At 41.8% G+C, this 23338-nt stretch carries 21 protein-coding genes; 17 read left to right on the top strand and 4 right to left on the bottom strand.

Annotated features, from left to right (window positions below; all coding sequences use genetic code 11):
• Nucleotide 1: 1 nt before the first annotated feature.
• Nucleotides 2–901, bottom strand: a complete 900-nt coding sequence (locus tag IUA53_RS14940; protein WP_196897332.1) for a LicD family protein — start codon at nt 899–901, stop codon at nt 2–4.
• A gap of 669 nt (nt 902–1570) precedes the next feature.
• On the opposite strand from IUA53_RS14940, the gene IUA53_RS14935 reads away from it, so the two are divergent.
• The 3 genes from IUA53_RS14935 to IUA53_RS14925 are packed head-to-tail and all read left to right on the top strand — an operon-like array spanning nt 1571 to nt 4713.
• Nucleotides 1571–2728: an acyl carrier protein gene (locus IUA53_RS14935; protein ID WP_196897331.1), complete on the top strand. Its 1158-nt coding sequence runs from the start codon at nt 1571–1573 to the stop codon at nt 2726–2728.
• Nucleotides 2729–3571, top strand: coding sequence for a sulfotransferase family protein (locus tag IUA53_RS14930; RefSeq protein WP_044446460.1), 843 nt, complete (start codon nt 2729–2731; stop codon nt 3569–3571). It abuts the gene before it with no gap.
• The gene (locus IUA53_RS14925) at nt 3571–4713 is read left to right on the top strand and encodes a hypothetical protein (RefSeq protein ID WP_196897330.1); all 1143 of its coding nucleotides are present in this window, start codon (nt 3571–3573) and stop codon (nt 4711–4713) included. Before IUA53_RS14930 ends, IUA53_RS14925 begins: the two co-directional genes overlap by 1 nt.
• A gap of 68 nt (nt 4714–4781) precedes the next feature.
• Here the strand turns inward: IUA53_RS14925 and IUA53_RS14920 are convergent, their stop codons facing one another.
• Genes IUA53_RS14920 through IUA53_RS14910 form a run of 3 tightly spaced genes read right to left on the bottom strand, consistent with a single transcriptional unit; the run spans nt 4782 to nt 7238 of the window.
• On the bottom strand, nt 4782–5384 hold the full coding sequence (locus IUA53_RS14920) for a class I SAM-dependent methyltransferase (RefSeq protein ID WP_196897329.1): 603 nt from the start codon (nt 5382–5384) through the stop codon (nt 4782–4784).
• Entirely contained in the window at nt 5381–6361 is a 981-nt protein-coding gene (locus tag IUA53_RS14915; protein WP_196897328.1) for a hypothetical protein, read from the bottom strand. The genes IUA53_RS14920 and IUA53_RS14915 overlap by 4 nt, the downstream gene beginning before the upstream one ends.
• Entirely contained in the window at nt 6348–7238 is an 891-nt protein-coding gene (locus IUA53_RS14910) for a hypothetical protein (RefSeq protein ID WP_196897327.1), read from the bottom strand. The genes IUA53_RS14915 and IUA53_RS14910 overlap by 14 nt, the downstream gene beginning before the upstream one ends.
• Before the next feature lie 493 nt (nt 7239–7731).
• On the opposite strand from IUA53_RS14910, the gene IUA53_RS14905 reads away from it, so the two are divergent.
• The 14 genes from IUA53_RS14905 (at nt 7732) to fliJ (ending at nt 23103) form a co-directional block, all read left to right on the top strand.
• Entirely contained in the window at nt 7732–9036 is a 1305-nt protein-coding gene (locus tag IUA53_RS14905) for a nucleotide sugar dehydrogenase (protein WP_269748606.1), read from the top strand.
• 11 nt (nt 9037–9047) lie between these two features.
• Nucleotides 9048–10007, top strand: a complete 960-nt coding sequence (locus IUA53_RS14900; protein ID WP_196897326.1) for a Gfo/Idh/MocA family oxidoreductase — start codon at nt 9048–9050, stop codon at nt 10005–10007.
• Nucleotides 10004–10729 carry a formyltransferase family protein gene (locus IUA53_RS14895; protein WP_196897325.1) on the top strand — a complete coding sequence of 242 codons (726 nt, stop codon included), beginning with the start codon at nt 10004–10006 and terminating at the stop codon, nt 10727–10729. The genes IUA53_RS14900 and IUA53_RS14895 overlap by 4 nt, the downstream gene beginning before the upstream one ends.
• 6 nt (nt 10730–10735) lie before the next feature.
• On the top strand, nt 10736–11857 hold the full coding sequence (locus tag IUA53_RS14890; RefSeq protein ID WP_044446475.1) for a DegT/DnrJ/EryC1/StrS family aminotransferase: 1122 nt from the start codon (nt 10736–10738) through the stop codon (nt 11855–11857).
• 172 nt (nt 11858–12029) lie between these two features.
• Entirely contained in the window at nt 12030–12827 is a 798-nt protein-coding gene (locus tag IUA53_RS14885) for a flagellin N-terminal helical domain-containing protein (RefSeq protein WP_196897324.1), read from the top strand.
• A 153-nt stretch (nt 12828–12980) separates the two neighbouring features.
• On the top strand, nt 12981–14435 hold the full coding sequence (locus IUA53_RS14880; protein ID WP_196897323.1) for a sigma-54 dependent transcriptional regulator: 1455 nt from the start codon (nt 12981–12983) through the stop codon (nt 14433–14435).
• 131 nt (nt 14436–14566) lie between these two features.
• The gene (locus IUA53_RS14875; RefSeq protein WP_196897322.1) at nt 14567–15727 is read left to right on the top strand and encodes a sensor histidine kinase; all 1161 of its coding nucleotides are present in this window, start codon (nt 14567–14569) and stop codon (nt 15725–15727) included.
• A gap of 18 nt (nt 15728–15745) precedes the next feature.
• Nucleotides 15746–17083 carry a sigma-54-dependent transcriptional regulator gene (locus IUA53_RS14870; RefSeq protein ID WP_196897321.1) on the top strand — a complete coding sequence of 446 codons (1338 nt, stop codon included), beginning with the start codon at nt 15746–15748 and terminating at the stop codon, nt 17081–17083.
• A gap of 320 nt (nt 17084–17403) precedes the next feature.
• Complete coding sequence (gene fliE, locus IUA53_RS14865; protein WP_044056342.1) at nt 17404–17733, top strand: flagellar hook-basal body complex protein FliE; 330 nt, start codon at nt 17404–17406, stop codon at nt 17731–17733.
• Nucleotides 17734–17745: 12 nt separating this feature from the next.
• On the top strand, nt 17746–19440 hold the full coding sequence (gene fliF / locus IUA53_RS14860; RefSeq protein ID WP_196897320.1) for a flagellar basal-body MS-ring/collar protein FliF: 1695 nt from the start codon (nt 17746–17748) through the stop codon (nt 19438–19440).
• Nucleotides 19441–19453: 13 nt separating this feature from the next.
• Nucleotides 19454–20494, top strand: a complete 1041-nt coding sequence (gene fliG, locus IUA53_RS14855) for a flagellar motor switch protein FliG (RefSeq protein ID WP_044056344.1) — start codon at nt 19454–19456, stop codon at nt 20492–20494.
• A gap of 45 nt (nt 20495–20539) precedes the next feature.
• Entirely contained in the window at nt 20540–21322 is a 783-nt protein-coding gene (fliH, locus tag IUA53_RS14850) for a flagellar assembly protein FliH (protein ID WP_044446487.1), read from the top strand.
• Nucleotides 21315–22649 (top strand): flagellar protein export ATPase FliI, encoded by a 1335-nt coding sequence (fliI, locus tag IUA53_RS14845; RefSeq protein ID WP_044446489.1) that lies wholly within the window; start codon nt 21315–21317, stop codon nt 22647–22649. Before fliH ends, fliI begins: the two co-directional genes overlap by 8 nt.
• 7 nt (nt 22650–22656) lie before the next feature.
• Nucleotides 22657–23103: a flagellar export protein FliJ gene (gene fliJ, locus IUA53_RS14840; RefSeq protein ID WP_044056347.1), complete on the top strand. Its 447-nt coding sequence runs from the start codon at nt 22657–22659 to the stop codon at nt 23101–23103.
• Nucleotides 23104–23338: the final 235 nt, after the last annotated feature.

Below are 23338 nucleotides of genomic sequence, written 5' to 3'. Positions count from 1 at the left end.
ATTAATCATGTTTAAATACAGTCGCGTTATCTAACATAGAGACATTCCATTCTTTATTTGGCGTTCTCCAGTCACCATAGTGTTCCGTTAAATATGCTTCGACATTATCCGGGATTCTAATATTTTCTCCACGAAATATTCTTACTTGTGTATTGCGAATATGATAAGCAGGCATAGTGATCGCCCGTGAAGACATTAAATAATTCATTTCGTCAGTATCTTGATACTTAATGAAAAAGTCTAAAGCTGGTGCATCTAAATTTTTGTGTTTCGGCTTTAACTTAAAACATCTTAAATCGCCTTGAGCGATTTTCTTAAAATTATACTCTGCGTAATAGGCATCTATTTCGAGTTCGATTCCTTTCGTTTTGTAAATTTTTTTAATAAAATTTTCAATCGCAACCTTACATTTATCTATGTGGAGAGAGCTGACTGCAAAATCAAGATCATCATCCCAAGGAATCAAAGCATCGTCACGAATGATACCCAATAGAGTTCCCGCATCGACATAGTAATTTACGAAGTGGGCATCAAGCTCACGGCATACATTCAACAGTAAATTTTCAGCTAATTTTTTTCTCTGCTCATCTAGGCCAAACTGTGCGATTGAATCAGTAGCTTTAAAAACTGAAATTCGATTCTCATGAATGGCTAAATCCACAACTAATTGCTGCCAAATCTGCTCAAAGTATTCACTTGCAATGATAATTTTACTGGGATTTAAGTTCTGTAACTCTAGTGGCGGCTTTATTGGTAAATCATCGATATATGAGCTGTATTTTTTTTTGTCATTATCTATGAAAGCACAAATATTCAATTTGGTTTTAAGGCTCTCATAGGCCAGCCTTCCCATTTCGCCTGCACCAAAAATTACGCAAATGTTGCTGTTTAAGCTGTACATATATTAAATACTCATATGCCTTTTTATAGTTATCGCCCACTAGACAAAAAGCTTTATTTTAAAGTTTAAAATACGGTTATCAAGCCCACCTATCTCTGGCATCATCCTTTGCCGAAGTTTACTCTCTTTCTACACTGGTTTACTCCGCTTTTATGCACACCTGTGGGGGTTTCTTCGTCAATAGTAACTGTAATGCAGGCTAAAGTGCACCACTCTTGACTAATGTTTAATAAGAGATATACAACTCTGACCGTGTTGTAGCGTAGTCGCAAAACCGGTAGGAGACAATGCGAAGCGGTATGGAAAGGTTTAAGGATTAACGTATCTTAGGAATGTCTGAGCTAACTCACTCCAAAAATAAACATAAAACATCCTTCCGTTAGGTGATATGTTGGCCTCTTTGAAAGTCAATAGTTTATTTACTTGTGTTTCATCATCGTTCTTATTATAACTCTGTTGTATAAAGAATTATTGAGGAGTCGATAGAGCTATCGTTAATATTTTAATATCAGTTAAGGTTTAGTCGTTTTAGCCGATAACAAGCTATGCCTAAGTGTATAAAGGTGCTCTAAACGAGATAGGAGACCTTATTCACGCCTCGAACTCCATAATTTTCTGGAGTGAGGGCTTAACGTAAAATTGTTGTTTAGTGGGAAGTTCAATAGAACGATGACAAAAGAGTTTGATAAAGAAATATTTGGACGTGTAGAAGCGAGCTTCGTTAGAGTATTCGGTGAGCAATATGCAGGCAAATTATCTGTGGAATCTAGTATGGATGACTTTGTTGAATGGGACTCCCTCAACTATATCGATTTTGTTTGTGAATTAGAGGATGAATTTGGAATAGAGTTTTCTGAAACTGAATCAGCTCAAATGTTTCAAATTCAACACATTCTGCGGATAATCAATTCCATTGTGCATCACGAGCCTCATGACGATGTGAAGCATGCCTATGCGCAAATGCGTTTAATTGAGCAGTACTCAAACGATGATTGTTTGCAAATCGCCATTTTATCTGGCAGCTCGACAAGAGAGGGTTTTTTACCGTTGTCACAAATGCAAGCACTAGCAGAAAGTGAGTTCGAAGAAAAAATTAGAATTTACAATATAAGTGTAAGTGGACTCGTTATAGCTGAAATGCTCCAGATTGTAGAATCGCTAGAGCATATTCAAAACCTCAGACTCGTTATTGGATTTTCTCCCATTATTCTTTTTGGTTGTGGAATGAATGAGTTTAATCGTAGTTGTGACTTAGAACGCTTTTCGCTTCCATGCCCATCAACTTCTTTAATTCTAAAACAAAATGGTTTTATCAAAAATAGTGATATAGTTGTGACGACGATAGAAGGGTGGTGTAATCGATATTTGGCAGATTTATCACTCGAAGAGTTGAGATATACCCCCTACAAATATCCGACGTTACAGCCATGGGATGAAGAAAAGTTTAGTGATGAAGATGCAATTTTACGTTATTACAATAATGCTCCTTTAAACTTTAGTCAAAGTTACGAAATCAATGTTCAGTTGCTTAAGGTGTTAGTTGATAAGGTAGCCACGAAACAAAATAAGTTAGTATTGTTAAATCTAACACTTCACTCAAAGACTGAATCATTTTTAGAAGATTTAGGAGAATTAGTCAGTAAAACAAAAAATTATATCGACACTAAAATCAAAGATGGCTCTGTTATTTTAGTAGATAGCGTTAAATCGTCTGGAATAACTGACAACGACTATCGTGATCCTGGTCATATTTTCAAAAAGCAGGACCTATATACCAAAGAAACGATTAATCGCCTCAATGAAATATTTTCTGAGGAGAAAAGTTGAGTGCGGACGCTATTTTTTGCAACAGGTTCTGGACGATGCGGCACTATGTGGCTATCAAATTTGCTCAATTCTGAACAGAATACATTAGCGCTTCATGAAGGAAAAATTCGAGTAGAAGAGTCCGTAGGCGACCAGTATCTTCCCTTTCTCACTCTTCAAAATAAACAAGCATATGATAATCCCAGTGTCGCTGATTTTCTTTTCGATAAATATAGAAAGAATATTAATGATAACTTTGAAAAACACAATGTCGGGTTCTTTGGTGATATAGCATATAATTATGCGCCATTTCTATCTTCGATTAGAACAAAATATCCGTCTGCTAAAGTTATTTTCCTGTATAGGAATGGTATTGATTTTGTGCGCTCCAGCACGACGAACGAAGAACCTGACCCAGTTCCTGTAGGTTGGCCGCCCAAAGGGAAAAAACTATCAAAGTTGGAGCGTTATATTAACCTAGGTAGAATTAGTCCTAGGGGAAATGACCCTCTTTATCGTAAATGGTCCTCATTGAGTGTAGTGGCTAAAAATGCTTGGCTCTGGGCAGAAACAAATAGAATTATAATAGAACAATTGGCTGAATTTGATAACGATAACGTACTTACCGTAAGGTTTGAGGATTTCGTGTCCTCACCTCAAATTGTTTACGATGAAATTAGACGTTTCTTATGTATCGAGCATCCTATTTCCACTCAAACAAAAGCTCTTCTCACTTCTCGAATCAATAGTCGAAGCACTAAGTATCTACCCATTTGGGAAGAATGGTCTGCCAACGATAAAGCCGATTTTTTGAATTTTGCTGGAGCCATGATGAAAAAACTAGACTATGGAGTTGATTGCTAATGGAGCAGATTTTTACATTGGGTGTGGTGAATAATAAAGAAATGTTGACGCTTTTAGAAACACAGATTCGTTACTTACTACCACCCAAAAGTAAGATATCAACTGAACATAGTGATATCCGCGTAACAAGTGAGAATGATTTACCTCAAGCCCTAATTGACAATATTCAAGGTCTAATTGACGAGACGAAAAAGTCATACCGTAAAGTTAATCTCATGCAGAGTAAAGCTAGCACGGAACATTCTATATTTACGCAAGACCCTATGCCAGTTTTACTTGAATCTAACCAGTTAGTTCAAATGATGCCGGGTATTTATACATACTCTGGGGCGCTTTTGGAATTGATGCAAAAACTAGATGAATTTTTCAGGCAGTATGCGCTTCGAGAGGGGGCATCCGAGCGTTTGTATCCAAATATTTTACCGGTCAACAGCATGATAGAAAATGGATACGTCTCAGGATTTCCTCATCATGCTCTTTTTGTCAGTATGGCGCATCAAGATTCTGACACCCTAAAATCTTTGTCAGCGCTTAAAGACATAGAGAGCCTTAATGATTTAGTCAGTACAAACGGAATAATGCTTGCCCCAACAGTTTGCCACCATTGTTTCGAAGAACTTAAAGGGGCAAAACTTGAAGATAATATGATCATTACCAGTACGGGTAAATGTCATAGATTTGAGGGGCCTTCAGCAGAAGACCTCTCGCGTACTCATATATTCAATATGCGAGAAATCGTTCTTTTTGGTAAGTCATCATGGGTTCATAAAAACAGGTTAAAAATAAAGTCTGATTGCGAAGCGCTTTTTGAAAGATGGCAGCTTGACTATCAAGTTGAGACAGCGACGGACCCATTTTTCCCTGCAGGAAGCCAAAATAAACGCAACTTTCAAGCAATGAATCAAACTAAATTTGAAGTAAAGTTATATTTGCCTTTTAAACAGCAATCTATTTCAGCCGTTTCTATCAATAATCATATGGAAACGTTAACTGAAAGTTACGGAATTAAAGGCGGAAAAAATCTTATATCGTCTTGTGTAGGATTTGGCTTAGAGCGTCTATCGTTTTCTATACTTAGCCAATATGGTTTTGATAGAGGCAATTGGCCGGATACACTAAAAGAAGATCTTGTTCTAGAGTAATGCTTAAAGGGGGCAAAACAACATTGCCCCAATCTTTCCATGGTTGAATTTGGAAATGTGAAATGTAGCTACTTGTTAATCTGTAACACGATATAGTTCTGTAGATATGTATAGCTGCATGTGCCGTACTCGCTAAATTCCTCAACAAGTACTTCCGGGTCATGATAATAAGAAGTTTTCTCATCATTTGCATAGCGACTAAAAGGAGGCTTTGAGTACACAATAAAATACATCCGTTTAGTGAATAGTTTTGCAACGGCACGTTTAAAAAGCTGAAATACTTCAGAATTTGGCGCATAGCCTCCAAAAAATTCAGGTCCCCGACAAAATGCATATTCAAACTTTTGTTGTGTTTCTAGGATATCAGCTAATTGAAAATGTACTTTTGCATTATACTTATCAGCTAAAATATTAGCGTTAGTAATGCCCTGTTCTGAATTGTCTATTCCTGTCACTTTATAGTTATCAGAAAGAACAATTGACCATATACCGTCCCCACACCCAATATCAACCATTGAGGGTCTGTAGCCTTCCGTTGGCTTCGGGAGACGTTCGGTAATAAACTTTTTACACCAATCGTAAGCGTATACAGGTTTATTTTCATCCGCATGCAATTTGTAGAAGGCTTCATAATCCTTTCGCCAAATGTTTGTGTTGGTAGGCTTCTTCATTCGTAGTAACAACTCTTAATTTTTTCACCATATTCATATCGGCCAAGTTTGGAATTTATAAAGTGAATTGGGTTAATTATCGTGTCCAGCGGTGCAGCATACGGGTAGTTAAGATGGCGCTTAGAGATTTGGAGCTGAGTTGAAGCTGCTTTGCATTTCTGAATTTTGTCATCGTTCCATTGAGCAGGATGAACGAGAAGCTGTAAGTTATCTTGTTTAAAGCTAGGTTTATCCCACATCCAATAAGGAAGAGTGCAGTCGCTGTAAAGTGACAGAAAGCGTCGAACTTTTGAAGAGTGAACTTCAAAATAACGAGGAAACTTGTCTGCCATAAATAGCTGATTCATTAGCACTCCATTATGTAGTAAACGGTTTAAAGATAATCCATTCCCGTGAACTGCAAAACCATTGATGTCAAGGCCGAAGCGGCTCTTCCAGTTCCAAGCAAACTCTTCTATAAATTCGACTAAATGGAGATTGATATGAGCTAGGTTAAATACGTCATCATGCTTTATGTTGATTTTGAGCCCGTTTGGGGTTTCGCTTATCTCATAATTTTCTATCAACAGTTTAGCAACTAGTTCTTCAGGATATTTACTCCAAACTGGTTGGTAGCGATACAAATAGTCATTAATCGGGGATATATGAGGTTCAATATTAGCTCCAAGAGCCAGGCATTTCTCAATATATTCATCATATGCTCTTGAGTTAATTAGCTCCGTAAGAGATTCGAGCATGGTGCTGCCCGCTAGGCCGAACATGACGAAAGAAGTTGAACTGATTTTACCGCATATTTCTTCTTCCATCTTAAGCATATCCATTCCGTTTTGAATATCTCTTAAATGTATGTCGTATCTCAATGCAACACAATTGGAATCAAATTCACTCCTTTTTTCTATTTCGTTAAAAGAAATGAAACTTCTGCCACTATTACAAAGGTGCTCAAGGAGTTCTTTAAAGTGGTTATATTTTTTCATTTTCTATCAAATTTTTGAGCATGCAAATGATGTCTGATTCGTGATTTTTGTTTTTATTCAGTGGCTTATAGTTGTTTTCGATGTTTTTTATGGATACTGAGTGAATGCTTTTCACAGTGGACATCATCGAATTTAACTCAGTTCCTGCTATGGAGTTATCTGTTACTTTAGCATCGGGAAATATGTCGACATGTCCGTTTTTGTGCACTGATATTATGATTAACCTTGCAATAATTAGGTCATAGAAGAGGGGCGAATGAATTGAGCTTCCATAATCATTGGTTGGAAAATAAATGGCGTAATCAAACTCTGATAACATCTTAATTCGATTGATTAATGAACTTTTCGTTGTAAGCGATACATAATGCTTACCTCTACAAAAAGATACAAGAGCTTTTAGTAGTTCAGGTGCGTCATGTGGGGCGATAATAGTGAGTTTTCGTTCTGGTGACATTATGGAGATAAAGGGTGCTAACTCTTCAATGGTCTCCAGCGAGTGCTCAGAAGTCAAAATTGTTATGAATCTTTTTATACGCTTGGGTCGATTTTTATTATCAGATTTTTTATCCGCATGTAGTAGTTCGTTGTTAATGTATACGAACTTTGCTCTTACCATGTCGCTTATTCTATTTCTCATGCTAATGGTATGACAAAAAACCAATGCACATTGATTAACATAGGTGGAAAAATAAAAGTGTCCCAACCACGCATCAGTAAATTTATCATAATAGATATTTTCTGATTTTTTTATCTTGATATTAATACTGTCAAAAACAACTTTATTAAGATGCTTTTTAAATAAAGGTATTAGTGACAAATCTAGAACTAAGATTAAATCAACATCCTTTAAATCTCGCTTCGTTAAATTCGATTTCAACTTCTTTAGATCGAGATACTCGCTTATACGCTTAAACCTAGTATAAAAGGCTATACGCTTGAGGAGGAGGGCAAGTTTGCTCGACGATGCGTTGTAGAACCAATAAACCCGTTTATTTTCCGTCTCGTTTGTATCTGTGGACAAGATTTGTATGTCAAAGTGCGGTTCGAGGATTGAGAGCCATTGTTGAAACCTTAAAGAGTTAGAAAGTTCGTTACAACTAGCTATAAGCAGAGTGTTACGTTCCATATTGCGTTTGAGGGTATACCACATTCAGTTTGATACCAAGATACTAGCAAGAGTGTCGTCAATTGCATAATCTAATTGTTGCTTACGTTGATAACGTAAAAATTCTACATTGTATCTATTTTAGGTCGAGATTTAAGCTAAGTCGCTGATTTATAGTATTCAAATTTCTATTTACAGTTTTATTATGCTTTGCCGATAATATACAGTATACGCAATAGTTTTGTAATCGAAGGTGGAATTGAAGTTGTTAAATAATCTGCTAAAACTTCTGGAACAGAAGACAGCAACAATAGGTGTCATAGGCATGGGATATGTTGGTTTGCCTCTTGCTATCAGATGTTCAGAAGAATTTCACCGAGTAATAGGCTTTGATATTCTTCAAGAAAGAGTTCAAGCCATAAATAGTGCCAATTCCTATATAGAGCACATTTCTGCAAGCTCTATTGCTACTGCAAGAGAAAAAGGGCTTGAGGCAAGTTACGACTTTAGCCGGTTTAGCGAATGTGACGCTGTTATCTTGTGTGTCCCAACACCTCTAAATAAACATAGAGAACCAGATTTAAGTTATATTTTAAGTACGATGGAAGCTTGTTCGAGCTTCTTTCGACCAGGTCAGGTTATTTCGTTGGAAAGTACTACTTACCCAGGGACAACAGAAGAAATACTACGTCCTTTAATAGAAAACAAAGGGCTTATTGTTGGCGAGGATGTTTTTCTCATTTATTCCCCGGAGCGAGAAGATCCCGGGAACCAGATGTTTAGCACTCAGCGTATCCCTAAAGTTGTTGGGGGTAGTACTGTTCAGTGTCTCAAAGTTGGCCTTGCACTCTACAGCAAAGTTGTAGATGAAGTTGTTCCAGTCTCAAGCACACAAATTGCTGAGATGACAAAGTTACTTGAAAATATTCATCGCGCTGTAAACATCGGATTGGTCAATGAAATGAAAATTGTGGCTGACAAAATGGGCATCGATATATATGAAGTTATTGATGCTGCAGCGACAAAGCCGTTTGGCTTTACTCCCTATTACCCTGGACCAGGTATTGGTGGTCATTGTATACCTATAGATCCATTTTATTTGACTTGGAAAGCCCGTGAATATGGTGTTCACACTAGATTTATAGAGCTTGCTGGAGAGGTCAACTCAGCCATGCCTCTGTGGGTTGTTGATAAAATAACTGAAGCTTTAAATAGACATCAAAAGGCTGTGAACGGAAGCCGAATTCTCATTTTAGGTGTCGCATATAAAAAGAATGTAGACGACATGAGAGAGTCTCCATCGCTGGAATTGATGAACAGGTTGCTGGAGCGAGGAGCGCATATTGAATATTCAGATCCCCATGTTGCAAAACTCCCTAAATTTCGAAAGTACACCTTTCAGCTTAACAGTATCGATTTGACGCCAACAGAATTGGCATCTTTTGACGCAATAGTTCTAGCAACTGCTCATGATGCATTTGATTACGCTTTGATAGAAAAACACGGTATGCTCATTATTGACGCTAGAGGTTATTATAAGAATAGCTCTCCCAAAATTGTAAAAGCTTAGATGAAAAAAATATGAAGAATTTTGCCCTTATTGGTGCTTCAGGCTATATCGCTCCACGCCATATGAAAGCAATCAAAGAAACTCAAAATACGTTGACAGTGTGTTATGATAAGAATGATTCTGTAGGTATTATTGATAGCATCTCACCGCAAAGTGAGTTTTTTACGGAGTTCGAACGCTTCTATGAATTTGCTTTCAGTCTTAAGAGGACTCCTCATCAGAAACTCGATTATGTATCGGTATGCTCTCCAAACTATTTACACCATGCCCATATTGCAGCAGGAATGAGACTGGGGTGTGACGTAATATGTGAAAAGCCTCTTGTACCAAGTCTAAAGTTACTTGACGACCTATCTTTAATAGAGAAGGAGACTGGGAGACGTGTATTCAATATATTACAGTTACGTCATCACAACGCAATTTTAGACCTAAAAAGTCAAATTGAAAAAGAAAAGCGAGATGATAAATATGAGGTAGAGCTGACATACATCACTTCTCGAGGAAAGTGGTATATGGAGAGTTGGAAGGGCGATCCGAAAAAGTCTTTTGGTATAGCGACGAATATTGGTATCCACTTTTTTGATATGCTGCATTTCATCTTTGGCAACTTGATCAAGAACGAGCTTCATTACATTGATAATAAGAAAGCGTTTGGTTATCTTGAATACGAAAAAGCAAGAGTGCCATGGTTTTTGTCGATTGATGCTGCGGATTTGCCCGGATTCGTTCAGGGGAAACAAAGTACATTTCGTTCAATTACTGTTGATGGGAAAGAAATTGAATTTTCTCAAGGCTTTACAGATTTACATACCGTTAGTTATCAAGAAATACTAGCAGGGCGAGGGTACGGAATTGAAGATGCTCGCCACTGTATAGAGGTCGTGTCTTCTTTACAAACAAAAGATAACGTAGCCTGTAATGCTCAGATTCAACACCCAATGTTTAGACAGGTGCTTGGAGACTGTCAGTGATCAAATTGACTGAACGGCCATTGGTTGTATTTGCCTATGATTTTCCTCACAGAAAGACCTATGAATTTCTCTCTCGGTTTAAGGCGTTAGGTTATGAGAACGTAGTGGTTCTGGCTGCCCCAAAACAAAATTTGAAAACAGGATCTGGCAATAATACTTTTTCTTCATTAATTGACTCGAGTTTCATACCCAATACACGAGATATTTGCGTTTTATACGGATACTCGTTTTTCAGCGTCGCCCATCATGACCATGAGGCAATAGAAAAGATAATTACGAAGAATCAATCTACATTAGCGTTTATAGCGGGTGCGAGAATACTAAAAGCTGAGATTATAAATTTTTTTGAAGATGGGGTTATCAACTTCCACCCAGGCAAGCTTCCTCAGACAAGCGGGTTAGATGCCATCTATTGGTCGATTAAAAATAATGTGCAACCAGGAGTGTCAGTACACTTTGTAAATGAAAAAGTAGATGCTGGGAGATTACTCTTTTTTCGCAACGCTATGTGCGGGAAAAGAGATTCCTTGTCGGTGATTAACGAAAGTATATTTCAAGCACAATTACTTGCACTCTCAGAACTATTAGAACGTCGGACTATTAACTCGGAAACGTTAGAGGATATTATAAGGCCGAATAAGAATCCACCGATGACAACCCAAGAAAAACGAGAAGTCGAATTGAGATTTGAAGAGTGGAGATCAACATGGGCGCTTTGTTGACGTTGTATGCAGTTAATTGATTTAAAAGCTCAATATATCCATATCAATGATAGGATAAATACACGGATAAACCGTGTCCTCGCTCATGGGCAATATATAATGGGACCGGAAGTTACTGAGTTAGAAGAGAGACTAGCTAACTATGTAGGTGTTAAGCACGTTATTTCATGTGCCAATGGCACAGATGCATTACAACTTAGCCTTATGGCACTGGGTATAGGGCCTGGTGACGCGGTTATTGTGCCTACTTTTACATTTTTTGCTTCGGCGGAAGCTATATCCTTCGTTGGGGCAACTCCTGTTTTCGTGGATATAGATCCTTATAGTTTTAATATTTCATGTGAGTTATTAGAAGATACTATAAGGAAAGTAGAAAGCTTAAGTGACCTGACGTTAAAAGCCATTATGGGGGTTGATTTATTCGGCCAACCTGCTGATTATAAAACGATATCTTCAATAGCCCAAAAATACAACTTAAGGGTAATAGAAGATGCCGCGCAGGGGTTTGGGGGAAGTTTGAACGGCAAAATAGTTGGCAGTTTTGGAGATATTGCAACTACCAGCTTTTTTCCTGCTAAGCCATTGGGATGCTATGGTGATGGTGGAGCGATATTCACAAATAATGATGATTATGCTGAGCTACTATCCTCTTTACGAGTGCATGGCAAGGGGGGGAACAAGTACGACAATGTTCGCATAGGTATGAATAGCCGTTTAGATACTATACAAGCCGCAATATTACTGGAAAAATTAGATGTTTTTCCAGATGAGTTACGTAGACGAAATCAAATAGCAGCGCTATATGATAGTCTTTTAGGTCACTATAAAAAAATTCAAACTCCTTATTTGAATGCGCTTGCGAAAAGCAGCTGGGCTCAGTATACAGTGCTCACTCTATCTGAGTCTCGAAACTACTATATCAACAAGTTGAAGCAGCAAGGTATTTCAAGTGCAATTTATTACGAAACGTGTATGCATCAGCAGACAGCATTCAAACAACTGAAAAATCAAGTCCATGATAATTTCCCAGTAGCGGAACGGGTTTCACAGCGTTGTTTTAGTTTGCCTATGCATCCTTATCTTGCTGATGAAGAAATCCAACGTGTTGTCGAAGTATTAATCCAGTAGCTTTTTTTGGGATAGAATGTATACAATCGAAAGTTAAGGTTTATTCTAAATATATTTTCATTCACAGGTATAACTTTGAAGGGATAGGTATCAAATTTTATACAAATGACTGACTACATTTTATTCAGCTTTCTGCTAAACTTTGTCTAATAAGTTAACTTAGGAAGGCCTTATGCAAGTAAACATTAATTCAACCTCCTCTATTCTTGGTCAGGTGCAAGAAAAGCAAGAATCGTTGATGGAAAAACTTGCCTCTGGAAAACAAGTTAATGACGCGACTGACGGCGCGGCAGCGCAGCAGATAATCGACCGTTTAACATCGGAAGTAGAAGGCAGCCGACAAGCCGTAAGCAACGTATATGATGGTATTTCATTGGCGCAAGTAGCGGAAGGCGGCTTGAGCAGCATAAACGACGATGTAAACCGTATTAGAGAGTTAACGTTGCAGTCGGGTAGTGGCATATTAAGCGATGGCGATCGTCAAGCGCTTCAATCTGAAATATCGCAACTTCAAGATAATATCAGTCAAACCATAGAGCAAACTAACTTTGCAGGTAAGCCATTATTGTCTGAAGACGGCGCACTAAGCTTTCAAGTAGGGGCAAATGCTGGCAACAGTGTTGATATCGAAACTCAGGATTTTGCGAGCCAGCTATCCAGTGTACTTTCAATCGATTTAACCTCTGGAACCAGTATTAACGACGCGTTAAGCGCGGCGGATGACGCTATTGAGTTAGTCGGTGGTGCGCAAGGTGAACTAGGTGCAACACAAAATGCATTACAAAGCACTGCTCGAAATTTAACCCAAGCCAATGTCAATGCGGCGGAATCGAGAAGTCGAATTCAAGATTTAGATTTTGCACAAGCAACATCGCAACAAGCTGCTAATGATGTATTAAGTCAGTCAGCACTTACCATTCAAGCCCAAGCTAATCAGCAGGAAGGGCAGGTTTTAGCTTTGCTTAGCTAAGCGCGAGTTAATGATTTTAATCGAAAGAAGCAGGGTAACCTGCTTTTTTTATTGCTATATTTCCGAAAACACCAGTTGCGCTGTGATCTTTTGTCGTTACAATTTGCAAATGCGCTAAACTGTAAATAATAACAAAGCGTTCTCGGGGAATTAATGAAGGATATTCTGCTGGTTAGCGATAACCAGGAACTAATTCATAGTTTAGAAACCATAGTGACGTTTCTAGGTGAGTCGTGTCAGTCGCGAGGCTTTCATGAATGCGAAGATTATTTGCAAGACAGTGGCGCAGATGCTGTCTTGATTGATTACACATTGCCATCTGCGGTAAAAGCGCTTATTGCGCGCTTCCCACATATTCCTTTTGTTGTGCTTCAAAAACAAAATGGCGAGACAACTGCTGAGTGTAATTTGGTAAGTGTAGTGACGCTTCCGCTTACCTATCCTGTCTTGACGCAAGCCATTCATCGTTGCCAAGAATATTCACGCCGAAAGCCGGGGAATACACGGTCGGGTGGAGCAAAAACTCGCTTATTTCGAAGCCTCGTGGGTCAAAGCGATCAGATACAAATTGTTCGACGGTTAGTCGAGCAAGTAGCGCCCACTGAAGCCACTGTTTTAATCCTCGGGGAATCGGGGACCGGTAAAGAGGTCGTGGCGCGTAACGTTCACTTTTTGTCTGAACGAAAAGATGGGCCATTCATTCCTGTAAATTGTGGCGCAATTCCAGGCGAATTGCTGGAAAGCGAACTTTTTGGTCATGAAAAAGGCGCGTTTACTGGCGCCATCAGTGCTCGAAAGGGCCGCTTTGAGCTTGCGGAAAATGGCACGCTGTTTCTTGATGAGATTGGCGATATGCCGTTGCAAATGCAGGTAAAGTTACTTCGGGTGCTGCAAGAAAGAATATTCGAGCGAGTGGGCGGCAGTAAACCCTTAAAGTGTAATGTTCGTATTATCGCAGCCACCCACCGAAACTTAGAAACCATGATAAAGGAAGATAAGTTTCGAGAAGACCTTTATTACAGGCTGAACGTCTTTCCCATAGACAGTCCGGCGCTGCGTCAACGAAAAGACGATATCCCGTTACTGCTGCAAGAACTTAACAGCCGTATTCAAGGCGACGGTGTCGAAGGTGTACACTTTACAGAACGAGCGATTGCATCCCTGATGGAACACGATTGGGCCGGGAACGTTAGAGAGCTTTCAAACCTGGTGGAGCGCCTCAGTATTCTTTACCCCTCTCAAGTGGTTGATGTGGCAGATTTACCCGATAAATATCAATACGGCGATGTTCAAGCTTACGAACCTGATTACCCAGAAGAATTGCTTGAAAGAGACGCTTTTAATGCATTATTTGCCGAGGCGGCGGCACAGGAAGTAGAAGAAGATCCTGATGAAGATGACAGTGGCTTATTGATGCGCTCTTCACTGCCTGAAGAGGGGGTGAATTTGAAAGAGTATTTATCTGAGTTAGAAATTAACTTAATTCGTCAAGCATTGGAGCAACAAGATTGGGTTGTTGCAAGGGCGGCTGATAAGTTGGGTATGCGAAGAACCACCTTGGTTGAAAAGATGCGAAAGTACGATATTCAACGTGTTGAGGAAGTCTAACGTCAGGGAATTGACGTGATAAAATCAGATTAAATCAAGATAACGTGTTGATATTTAACGATATAAATATTGGCACGTGTCCTGCTAAGTAAAGTCATAGAGTAAAACGTCTGCTATTTGACGAGGGCGATATGACTTACGACAGCAATATATCTACAACAGACTCATTTTTATCTTCTTATGATGTAGCTCCCGTGGGCGCTACTTTTGAAGAAAGTTTTAATTCCGCCCCTGTTTCTGTGGTAAGCGCTGATGAGGTGGCATCGCTTCGTCGCCAAGCAAGTCAACTAGAACATTTACTCAAGGTTATGCCAGCTGGGGTTATTGTGCTTGATGGTAAAGGCGTAGTGAAGCAAGCCAATGATCAAGCAAAGTCCTTACTGGGCGAGCCTCTCGAAGAGCAGGTTTGGCGAAATATTATCGCACGTTCATTTAAACCAAGAGCTGACGATGGTCACGAGGTTTCCTTGGTGGATGGGCGTCGTGTGAAGCTGTCTATTACGCCATTGGAGAAAGAGCCGGGCCAGCTTATTGTAATAACGGACTTAACGGAAACCCGTGAGCTCCAAGCACGAGTGAGTCATATGCAGCGCTTGTCTTCACTTGGCAAAATGGTGGCCTCACTCGCTCATCAGATTAGAACGCCGCTATCTGCAGCTATGCTTTATGCCTCTAACTTAACGCGTAAAAATTTACCAGAAAATGCCGGCGAGCAATTTGCTCATAAACTGACAGACCGGTTAAAAGAGCTAGAAAGTCAGGTCAACGATATGTTGCTATTCGCGAAGTCGGGTGAAGAGCAAGTGGTTGCGTCTATTTCATCACAAGAGCTTGAAGAGGCTATTTTGCCTACGTCGCAAACCATGGCTAGTCAGGCGGCTCAATCAATATCGGTAGAGGGGTTTAACGCTAATATATCGGTTACCGGAAACCTTACGGCCTTGCAGGGCGCCATATTGAACCTGGTACATAATGCAAGTCAGGTGACGCCTAAAGGCCAAGCTATCTGTGTTAAAGCGCACGTTGTCAGCAACAAACTTGCTATTTCCGTTTGTGACCAGGGTCCTGGCGTTCCAGCACACTTGCAAAACAAAATTTTTGAACCCTTCTATACCACGAAAACCCATGGTACAGGTTTAGGGCTTGCCGTTGTGAAATCAGTCGTGAATGCGCATAACGGTCAACTCACGGTGTCAAATCTTGCCCATGGTGGCGCGTGTTTCACCATAGCAATCCCTTGTTCAGCCTCACAGGCGGTTCATTCTTCTGAGCAAAAAACTAAGGTCGCATAAAGGCAGGAGTACTTTCTTATGGCTAAAACAACCATTCTTATCGTGGAAGACGATGCAGGCTTACGTGAAGCCTTATACGATACCTTGTTACTCGGCGATTATGATGTCGTTGATGCCGACTGCGCAGAATCGGCGTTGATGGTGCTATCTGGGAGAAAAATAGACCTAGTGGTGAGCGATATTCAAATGGGCGAAATAAGCGGCCTCGCTTTGCTTAAAAGCATTAAAGCGAAATACCCGCAAATGCCAGTGTTACTCATGACAGCGTTTGCCACAATAAATGATGCGGTTCAAGCCATGCGAGATGGCGCAACAGATTACTTATCTAAGCCGTTTGCACCGGAAGTGTTACTCAATTTAGTTGGGCGATATGCGCCAGCACAAAAAATTGAGTCACGCACGCCCATCGTGGCAGACCCTTCCAGTTTGCAACTACTCGCCTTATCGCGAAAAGTCGCGAAGTCTGACGCTACTGTGATGGTCATGGGGCCGAGTGGTTCGGGTAAAGAGGTGCTCTCACGCTATATTCATGACCAGTCACAGCGTGCTGACGCGCCTTTCGTGGCCATTAATTGCGCCGCTATTCCTGAAAATATGTTGGAAGCCACGTTGTTTGGCTATGAGAAAGGCGCGTTTACCGGCGCGGTTCAAGCCTGTCCTGGTAAATTCGAACAAGCGCAAAGCGGGACCTTATTGTTAGACGAAATTACAGAAATGGATTTGGCGTTGCAGGCAAAGTTGCTTCGTGTGTTGCAAGAAAGGGAAGTGGAACGCTTGGGCGGCAGAAAAAACATCAAACTCGACGTGCGTGTTATTGCTACTAGCAACCGTGACTTACGCAAAGCCGTAGAACGAGGGGAGTTTAGAGAAGATTTGTATTATCGCTTGAATGTATTTCCTATTACATGGCGTCCCTTGTCTGAGCGTCCGGGTGATATTGTCCCCTTAGCGGAACATCTTATATCGCGACATGCGGCAAATCAGAATTTGGGGACAGTAAAATTAAGTGCCGCGGCGAGAAACAAACTGTCTCAATATACGTGGCCGGGCAACGTTCGCGAATTAGAAAACGTAGTGCAAAGGGCGTTAATTCTTTGTGAAGGGGGCCTTGTTGATTCAGGCGATTTGATGATAGATATGGCGGTGCACAGCGAAATGGAAATGCAGGTTGAACCTGATGACAATAGCAAACTGGGTTCTGAACTTCGCCAGCAAGAACATCAAATTATTTTAGATACGTTAGCGCTGTGCAATGGCAAGCGTAAAGATGTGGCCGAGAAGTTGGGGATTAGCCCTAGAACCTTGCGTTACAAGCTCGCTAGAATGCGCGAAGACGGTATTGAAGTGCCTGCATAGTTAAGTTCAGATATAAAAAGTTATTTGTCAAAAAGCAACGTGCTTAAATGCACGACGACTGAGGTCTCGTTAGGTACTAGCCGCCTAGCGAGACTTATTCATTTTCAATCTGGCTGAGCACGACAAGCACCACCATGAATGCGTGCTGTTGTGAAATTGGCGTCATCCTGTCATAAAATTGGCTTTCCTCTGAGTTTTACATTCAAACCTCTGATTTTAAATGCTTTTTAAAGTTGGCTTGTTGATTGCATTTGTTCTGGTTAACAGCAACATTTCGCCGCATAGCGGCAATTTTTCGACGAAATCGTGTAGGAGTGGTTATGGACGTCAAAGCCAACAGTTTGTATCAAGAAATGCAAAATATGATTGGGCAGTCTCGTCTTCAGGTTAATGAGCCCCAGACATTACCAGACATTAATCCCACAAAAGATGATTTTTCTAACATGCTTAAGCAAGCGGTAGATGGTGTAAATGGTATGCAGTTAGAATCGAAAAATGCGCAACAACGGTTCGAAATGGGCGACAACTCATTAAGTTTAGCTGAAGTTATGCTCACCAAAGAGAAAGCGGGTATTGCGTTTGAGGCAACCGTGCAAGTGAGAAATAAAGTGCTTGAAGCGTACAAGCAAATCATGAACATGCCAGTGTAGTTGGAGTAGATCATGGCTGAGGCAACAGGCACAAATTTAACCGTACCCGATCAAAGTACAGCAGGCGATGTGGAACCAGAAAATAAATCTGGGTTCATGGATACCTTAGGCAACACAGACATGATGCGACAAATGGCACTTGTGGTCGTGCTTGTTATCTGTGTGGCCATTGCGGTGTTTATTTTGATTTGGGCACAAGAACCTGATTTTCGTCCTCTAGCCAAAATGGAGACCCAGGAGCTCATCGAAACGCTAGATTACATGGATGCCAACCAAATAGAGTACCGTTTAGAAGGAAACACGGTTTATGTAAGAAGCGATGAGTTTCAAAATATCCGTTTAGGTATGACGCGCCAAGGCTTAACCAATAGCAGCGATAGCGGAACCGACATTATCATGCAAGACATGGGGTTCGGTGTCAGTCAACGGGTGGAAATGGAAAGATTAAAACACGCCCGTGAACAGCAAATTGCATCCACCATTGAAGATATGACAAGTATTCAAAAAGCCCGGGTACTACTGGCTATGCCGAAAGAAAACGTTTTTGCGAGACGTGAAAAAAAGGCCTCAGCTACGGTAGTATTAACCGCAAAACGCGGGTCGGTTATCGCGGGTGAGGAAGTGGATGCCGTGATTGATATCGTGGCATCTGCTGTGCAGAATATGGAACCATCAAAAGTCACGGTCACCGACAGCAACGGCCGCTTACTCAACTCAGGTTCGCAAGATTCATTAAGTGCTAGAGCCCATAAAGAATACGAAATAGAGCGTCAACGGGAACAAGAATACCTGGAGAAAATAGATGCTATTTTGATCCCCGTACTCGGCATTGGTAACTACACGGCGCAAGCGGACGTCAGCATGGACTTTACTGCCATGGAGCAAACCCAGCGCAGTTATAACCCTGATTTGCCCGCCGTGCGCAGTGAAATGATTGTAGAGGAAAACAGTGTGGGCGGCGGCGTTGGCGGCATTCCTGGCGCGCTTTCCAATCAACCTCCTCTTGATTCGAATATTCCTGAGCAAGCCGGAGCTGGCAACCAACCAACCTTGCCAGGCAGAACGGCGAAAGAGTCTACCCGCAACTATGAATTAGATACCACCATTAGCCACACGAAAAAGCAAAGTGGCGTTATTCGACGTTTAAGCGTGTCGGTGGCTGTAGATTATACACAGCTGACTGGCGAAGACGGCAGTACAACCAGTGAGCCAAGAAAACAAGAAGAGTTACTGAATATTCGCCGTTTGTTGCAAGGCGGTATTGGCTTTGACGTTACCCGAGGCGACTCTCTTGAAGTGGTCAGTGTTCCGTTCACACGAATGGACAGCGGCGTTATGGAAGAGGTTCCACTGTGGGAACAGCCCGGATTTTTGCCTATACTTAAGCTGGTGGTGGGTGGCCTCGTCATTATCGTGCTCATCATATTTGTTATTCGACCCATGCTACGTCGCCTGATTAACCCTGATGACACCAAAGAAGCAGAAGATTTTGATGCAGATGAAGGTCTAGACCTTGGTGATGAAACCATCAGCATGCTGTCTTCCGATTTCGATGAAGGTCAAGTGGGCTTTGCTGCCGACGGGTCTTTGATGCTGCCAGATTTACATAAAGATGAAGACGTATTAAAAGCGGTGCGTGCACTCGTGGCCAATGAACCAGAATTGTCAGCCCAAGTTGTTAAAGGCTGGCTGATGCAAGATGAGTAAGTGAGAGCGTATTATGGCTGAAGAACTCGCCAATGTTGAAGAACAGTCTTACGATGTAAGTAAGTTAGAGGGCGTCGAGAAGGCTGCCATATTGCTACTGAGTCTTTCAGAAGAAGACGCTGCTCAAATATTAAAGCACCTTGAACCCAAACAGGTCCAGAAGTTGGGCTCAGAGATGGCCAAGGTAGATGATATGACACAGACCAAGATTACGGCTGTGCATAAACACTTTATTGAAGAAATTCAAAACTACAGCACCATTGGCTTCCAAAGCCAAGACTTTGTTAAACGCGCCCTTACAGCGGCATTAGGTGAGGACAAAGCGGCCAACCTGATTGACCAAATTCTTATGGGCAGTGGGGCCAAAGGTTTAGATTCACTTAAATGGATGGACTCTAAGCAGGTGGCCAGTATCATTCGCAATGAGCACCCGCAAATTCAAACCATTGTGTTGTCTTACCTTGAACCTGAACAAAGCGCCGAAATTTTGGCACAGTTCCCAGAGAAAGTACGCCTTGATTTATTAATGCGTATTGCTAACCTCGAAGAAGTTCAGCCAGCTGCACTGCAAGAACTGAACGAAATTATGGAGAAACAGTTTGCAGGTCAAGCGGGTACGCAAGCGGCCAAGATGGGCGGCTTGAAGTCTGCAGCCAATATCATGAACTACCTCGATACGGCTATTGAGGGGCAGTTAATGGATGCGATCAGAGAGCAAGACGAAGAGATGAGTCAGCAAATTCAAGACCTCATGTTTGTCTTTGATAACCTGATTGATGTTGATGACAAAGGTATTCAAGCTATCCTTCGAGAAGTTCAGCAAGATGCGCTACTTAAATCGATAAAAGGTGCTGATGAAGAGCTGAAGAATAAGATCATGAAAAATATGTCTAAACGCGCGGCAGAAATGCTTAACGATGATCTTGAGGCCTTGGGGCCAGTGCGTATTTCTGAAGTGGAAACTGCACAAAAAGAAATTCTATCGGTGGCACGTAGACTGTCTGATTCTGGCGAAATTATGCTAGGTGGCGGCGGTGGTGAAGAATTCTTGTAATACTCCCCAGTTTACGCCAATGAAGCAAACAATTTAGGTAGTCAAATGTCATCAAATAAAGGCTTTAGCGACGACGAACTTCACGAAGCAAAGGCATGGGATTTGCCTTTTGTGGAGGATGCGCGACAGCAGCAAGACGACGGAAAAACCAACGCCCTTAACTTTCGTTCCGATTGGAAGTACGAACCCCCGGAAGAGGAAGAAGAGATTCTCCCTCCTACCGCCGATGAGATTGAGGCTATTCGTCAAGCCGCTTACGATGAAGGTTATGCAGAAGGCAAAGCCACAGGGTTTGAAGAAGGAAAGCAAGAAGGCCTTGAACAAGGCTTATCAGAAGGGCGTGAAACCGGTCACGCAGAAGGCCTTGAACAAGGCTTAGATGAGGGGCGTAGCCAAGCGCTAGCGCAAGCCGAGGTATGGCAACAGCTGGCTGAAAAGTTACATCAACCTTTGTCACAAGCGAATGATGAAACCCGCGACCAATTGGTTAAACTTGCCGTTTCGCTCGCCCGAGCTGTGTTGAAGGTAGAGGTGAGTACAAATGAGCAAGTTATTCTTCAGGCGCTGTCTGAAGGCATGAAGGCCTTACCTATCAATCAAACACGCTATCAATTGCATATGCATCCTGACGATATTGAGCTTGTTAAAGCCCATTTTGGTGATGAAACCATTGAGGATAAGGGGTGGCAGTTTTTTGAAGCGCCAGCAATGGAACGTGGAGGCTGTGATATTACCTCTGAACATAATGCGGTTGATGTGTCTATCGAACGCCGCTGTCGTGATGTCATCGACAAATTCTTACTTAACCAAGGTTTATCTGATGACTAGCCCTTGGCATTCACACTTTGAATCGCTCGCAAAACAAGTGACTTCTCCCCCCGTTGTGGCTGCAGGTAAACTCGTAAGAGGCATAGGCTTAACTCTGGAAGCCATTGGTTGCCAACTGCCCGTTGGAAGCCAATGTTTAGTTCAAACCGTTGAAGGTGAAATTGAAGCTGAAGTTGTCGGGTTTGGGGATGACATTACTTACCTGATGCCAACAGAAGCCGTGCGTGGCATCGTGCCAGGTAGCCGTGTTATGCCGCTCAACAGGCAAAGCGGATTGCCGGTTGGAATGGAATTACTGGGGAGAATAGTAGACGGAAACGGGCAACCTTTAGATGGCTTAGGAGAAATTCAGGCTGAAACACGGGCGCCCACGACTCGAGCGCCGATGAATCCGCTGATTCGTCGGCCTATTACCCAGCCTATGGATGTGGGCGTGCGTGCCATCAATGCATTAAATACGGTGGGTGTTGGACAGCGAATGGGCTTGTTTGCAGGCAGTGGTGTGGGAAAAAGTGTGTTACTTGGCATGATGACCCGTGGTTGTGAAGCCGATGTGGTAGTGGTGGGTTTAGTCGGGGAACGGGGCCGTGAAGTTAAAGAGTTTATTCACGACATTCTGACAGAAGAAGAGCGTGCTCGGGCTGTGGTTGTCGCCGCTCCAGCGGACACTTCTCCGCTGATGCGCTTAAAAGGTTGTGAAACTGCAGTCACTATTGCCGAATATTTTCGGGATAAAGGCATGAAGGTACTGTTGCTTATCGATTCACTTACACGTTACGCCATGGCACAACGTGAAATTGCGTTAGCAGTAGGTGAGCCTCCTGCGACCAAAGGCTACCCACCTTCGGTATTTGCACGCTTGCCGGCACTGGTAGAACGTGCCGGCAATGGTAGCGAGAAACAAGGCTCTATTACGGCATTTTATACTGTGTTGACTGAAGGGGATGACCTACAAGATCCTATCGCAGATGCTGCACGGGCTATTTTAGATGGCCATGTGGTTCTATCCAGAACCCTGGCTGACAGCGGCCATTACCCCGCTATCGATATTGAAGCGTCTATTAGCCGCGTAATGCCTATGGTGACCAGTGACGAACACCAAATGATGGCGCGCCGCATTCGTCAGGTATATTCTAATTTTAAGCAGAACCAAGATTTGATCTCCATCGGTGCTTATGCGAAGGGGTCAGACCCTCGTATAGACCTCGCCATTCGTGCAGAACCCGCCATCAACGCCTTTTTGCAGCAAGGAATGAAAAATATTTTACCCTACGACGAATGCTTAGAAGGCATGAGTGCGCTAGCGAAAGGTTTGGGTAAGGGGTAGGTGATCCATGTCTAAGCAGTTAGAGCGAGTGGCTGAATTTGAGCGAGAGAAAGAGCAGCAGGCCGCGCAATTGTTTCAACAGGCACAATTGAATGTTAATCAGCAAAAGCAAAAACTCACAAGTTTAGAGCAATACCGGTTCGACTATATTAGAAATATCCAGCAAACAGGGCAAGGCGGCGTGACGGCTCAGCATTATCAGCAGCACCTCTCTTTTGTAGGAAAATTAGACAAAGCCTGTGAACAGCAAATGAACGTGATTGCGCAGGCGAATTTAGCCGCAGATCAACGCAAGCAAGTGTGGCTGAAACAACAACAAAAAGTAAAAGCGGTAACCCTTTTGCTTGAAAAGCAGCAACGGGCTAAACAACAGAAAGAGGCCAAAGCCGAACAAGCCATGATGGATGAGTTTGCCACTCAGCGATTTTTTCGCGCCAAAAAACAAGGCTTCTAACGCTCAGTATACCGTTGAATTCTTACTTTCTTTAACGACTTCCGCTACCTTGGAACACCCTTTGCAATAACCCTATATTAGTTAATGTCACCGATTGCATAGGTGATAATTATTCACCTTGTTACGCTATTCGCTTGCTCAGGAAGGACACAATTTAAAATTTCTATGTTGCTGATTTTATAGAAATTGTAGAAGCTTGTAATCGTGTGAGAAGGCATAGCCATTGGCATGCAAT

The sequence above is a fragment of the Alteromonas sp. B31-7 genome (assembly GCF_015767655.1).
Taxonomy (GTDB): Bacteria; Pseudomonadota; Gammaproteobacteria; order Enterobacterales; family Alteromonadaceae; genus Alteromonas; species Alteromonas australica.
This window is presented reverse-complemented; position numbering and strand designations above follow the sequence as displayed.

Excerpts from the sequence above, each read along its gene's own strand:
- IUA53_RS14940 (WP_196897332.1), bottom strand. The coding sequence starts at position 901 with ATGTACAGCTTAAACAGCAACATTTGCGTAATTTTTGGTGCAGGCGAA.
- IUA53_RS14935 (WP_196897331.1), top strand. The coding sequence starts at position 1,571 with ATGACAAAAGAGTTTGATAAAGAAATATTTGGACGTGTAGAAGCGAGC.
- IUA53_RS14925 (WP_196897330.1), top strand. The coding sequence starts at position 3,571 with ATGGAGCAGATTTTTACATTGGGTGTGGTGAATAATAAAGAAATGTTG.
- IUA53_RS14920 (WP_196897329.1), bottom strand. The coding sequence starts at position 5,384 with ATGAAGAAGCCTACCAACACAAACATTTGGCGAAAGGATTATGAAGCC.
- IUA53_RS14915 (WP_196897328.1), bottom strand. The coding sequence starts at position 6,361 with ATGAAAAAATATAACCACTTTAAAGAACTCCTTGAGCACCTTTGTAAT.
- IUA53_RS14900 (WP_196897326.1), top strand. The coding sequence starts at position 9,048 with ATGAAGAATTTTGCCCTTATTGGTGCTTCAGGCTATATCGCTCCACGC.
- IUA53_RS14890 (WP_044446475.1), top strand. The coding sequence starts at position 10,736 with ATGCAGTTAATTGATTTAAAAGCTCAATATATCCATATCAATGATAGG.
- IUA53_RS14885 (WP_196897324.1), top strand. The coding sequence starts at position 12,030 with ATGCAAGTAAACATTAATTCAACCTCCTCTATTCTTGGTCAGGTGCAA.
- IUA53_RS14880 (WP_196897323.1), top strand. The coding sequence starts at position 12,981 with ATGAAGGATATTCTGCTGGTTAGCGATAACCAGGAACTAATTCATAGT.
- IUA53_RS14875 (WP_196897322.1), top strand. The coding sequence starts at position 14,567 with ATGACTTACGACAGCAATATATCTACAACAGACTCATTTTTATCTTCT.
- IUA53_RS14870 (WP_196897321.1), top strand. The coding sequence starts at position 15,746 with ATGGCTAAAACAACCATTCTTATCGTGGAAGACGATGCAGGCTTACGT.
- fliE (WP_044056342.1), top strand. The coding sequence starts at position 17,404 with ATGGACGTCAAAGCCAACAGTTTGTATCAAGAAATGCAAAATATGATT.
- fliF (WP_196897320.1), top strand. The coding sequence starts at position 17,746 with ATGGCTGAGGCAACAGGCACAAATTTAACCGTACCCGATCAAAGTACA.
- fliG (WP_044056344.1), top strand. The coding sequence starts at position 19,454 with ATGGCTGAAGAACTCGCCAATGTTGAAGAACAGTCTTACGATGTAAGT.
- fliH (WP_044446487.1), top strand. The coding sequence starts at position 20,540 with ATGTCATCAAATAAAGGCTTTAGCGACGACGAACTTCACGAAGCAAAG.
- fliI (WP_044446489.1), top strand. The coding sequence starts at position 21,315 with ATGACTAGCCCTTGGCATTCACACTTTGAATCGCTCGCAAAACAAGTG.
- fliJ (WP_044056347.1), top strand. The coding sequence starts at position 22,657 with ATGTCTAAGCAGTTAGAGCGAGTGGCTGAATTTGAGCGAGAGAAAGAG.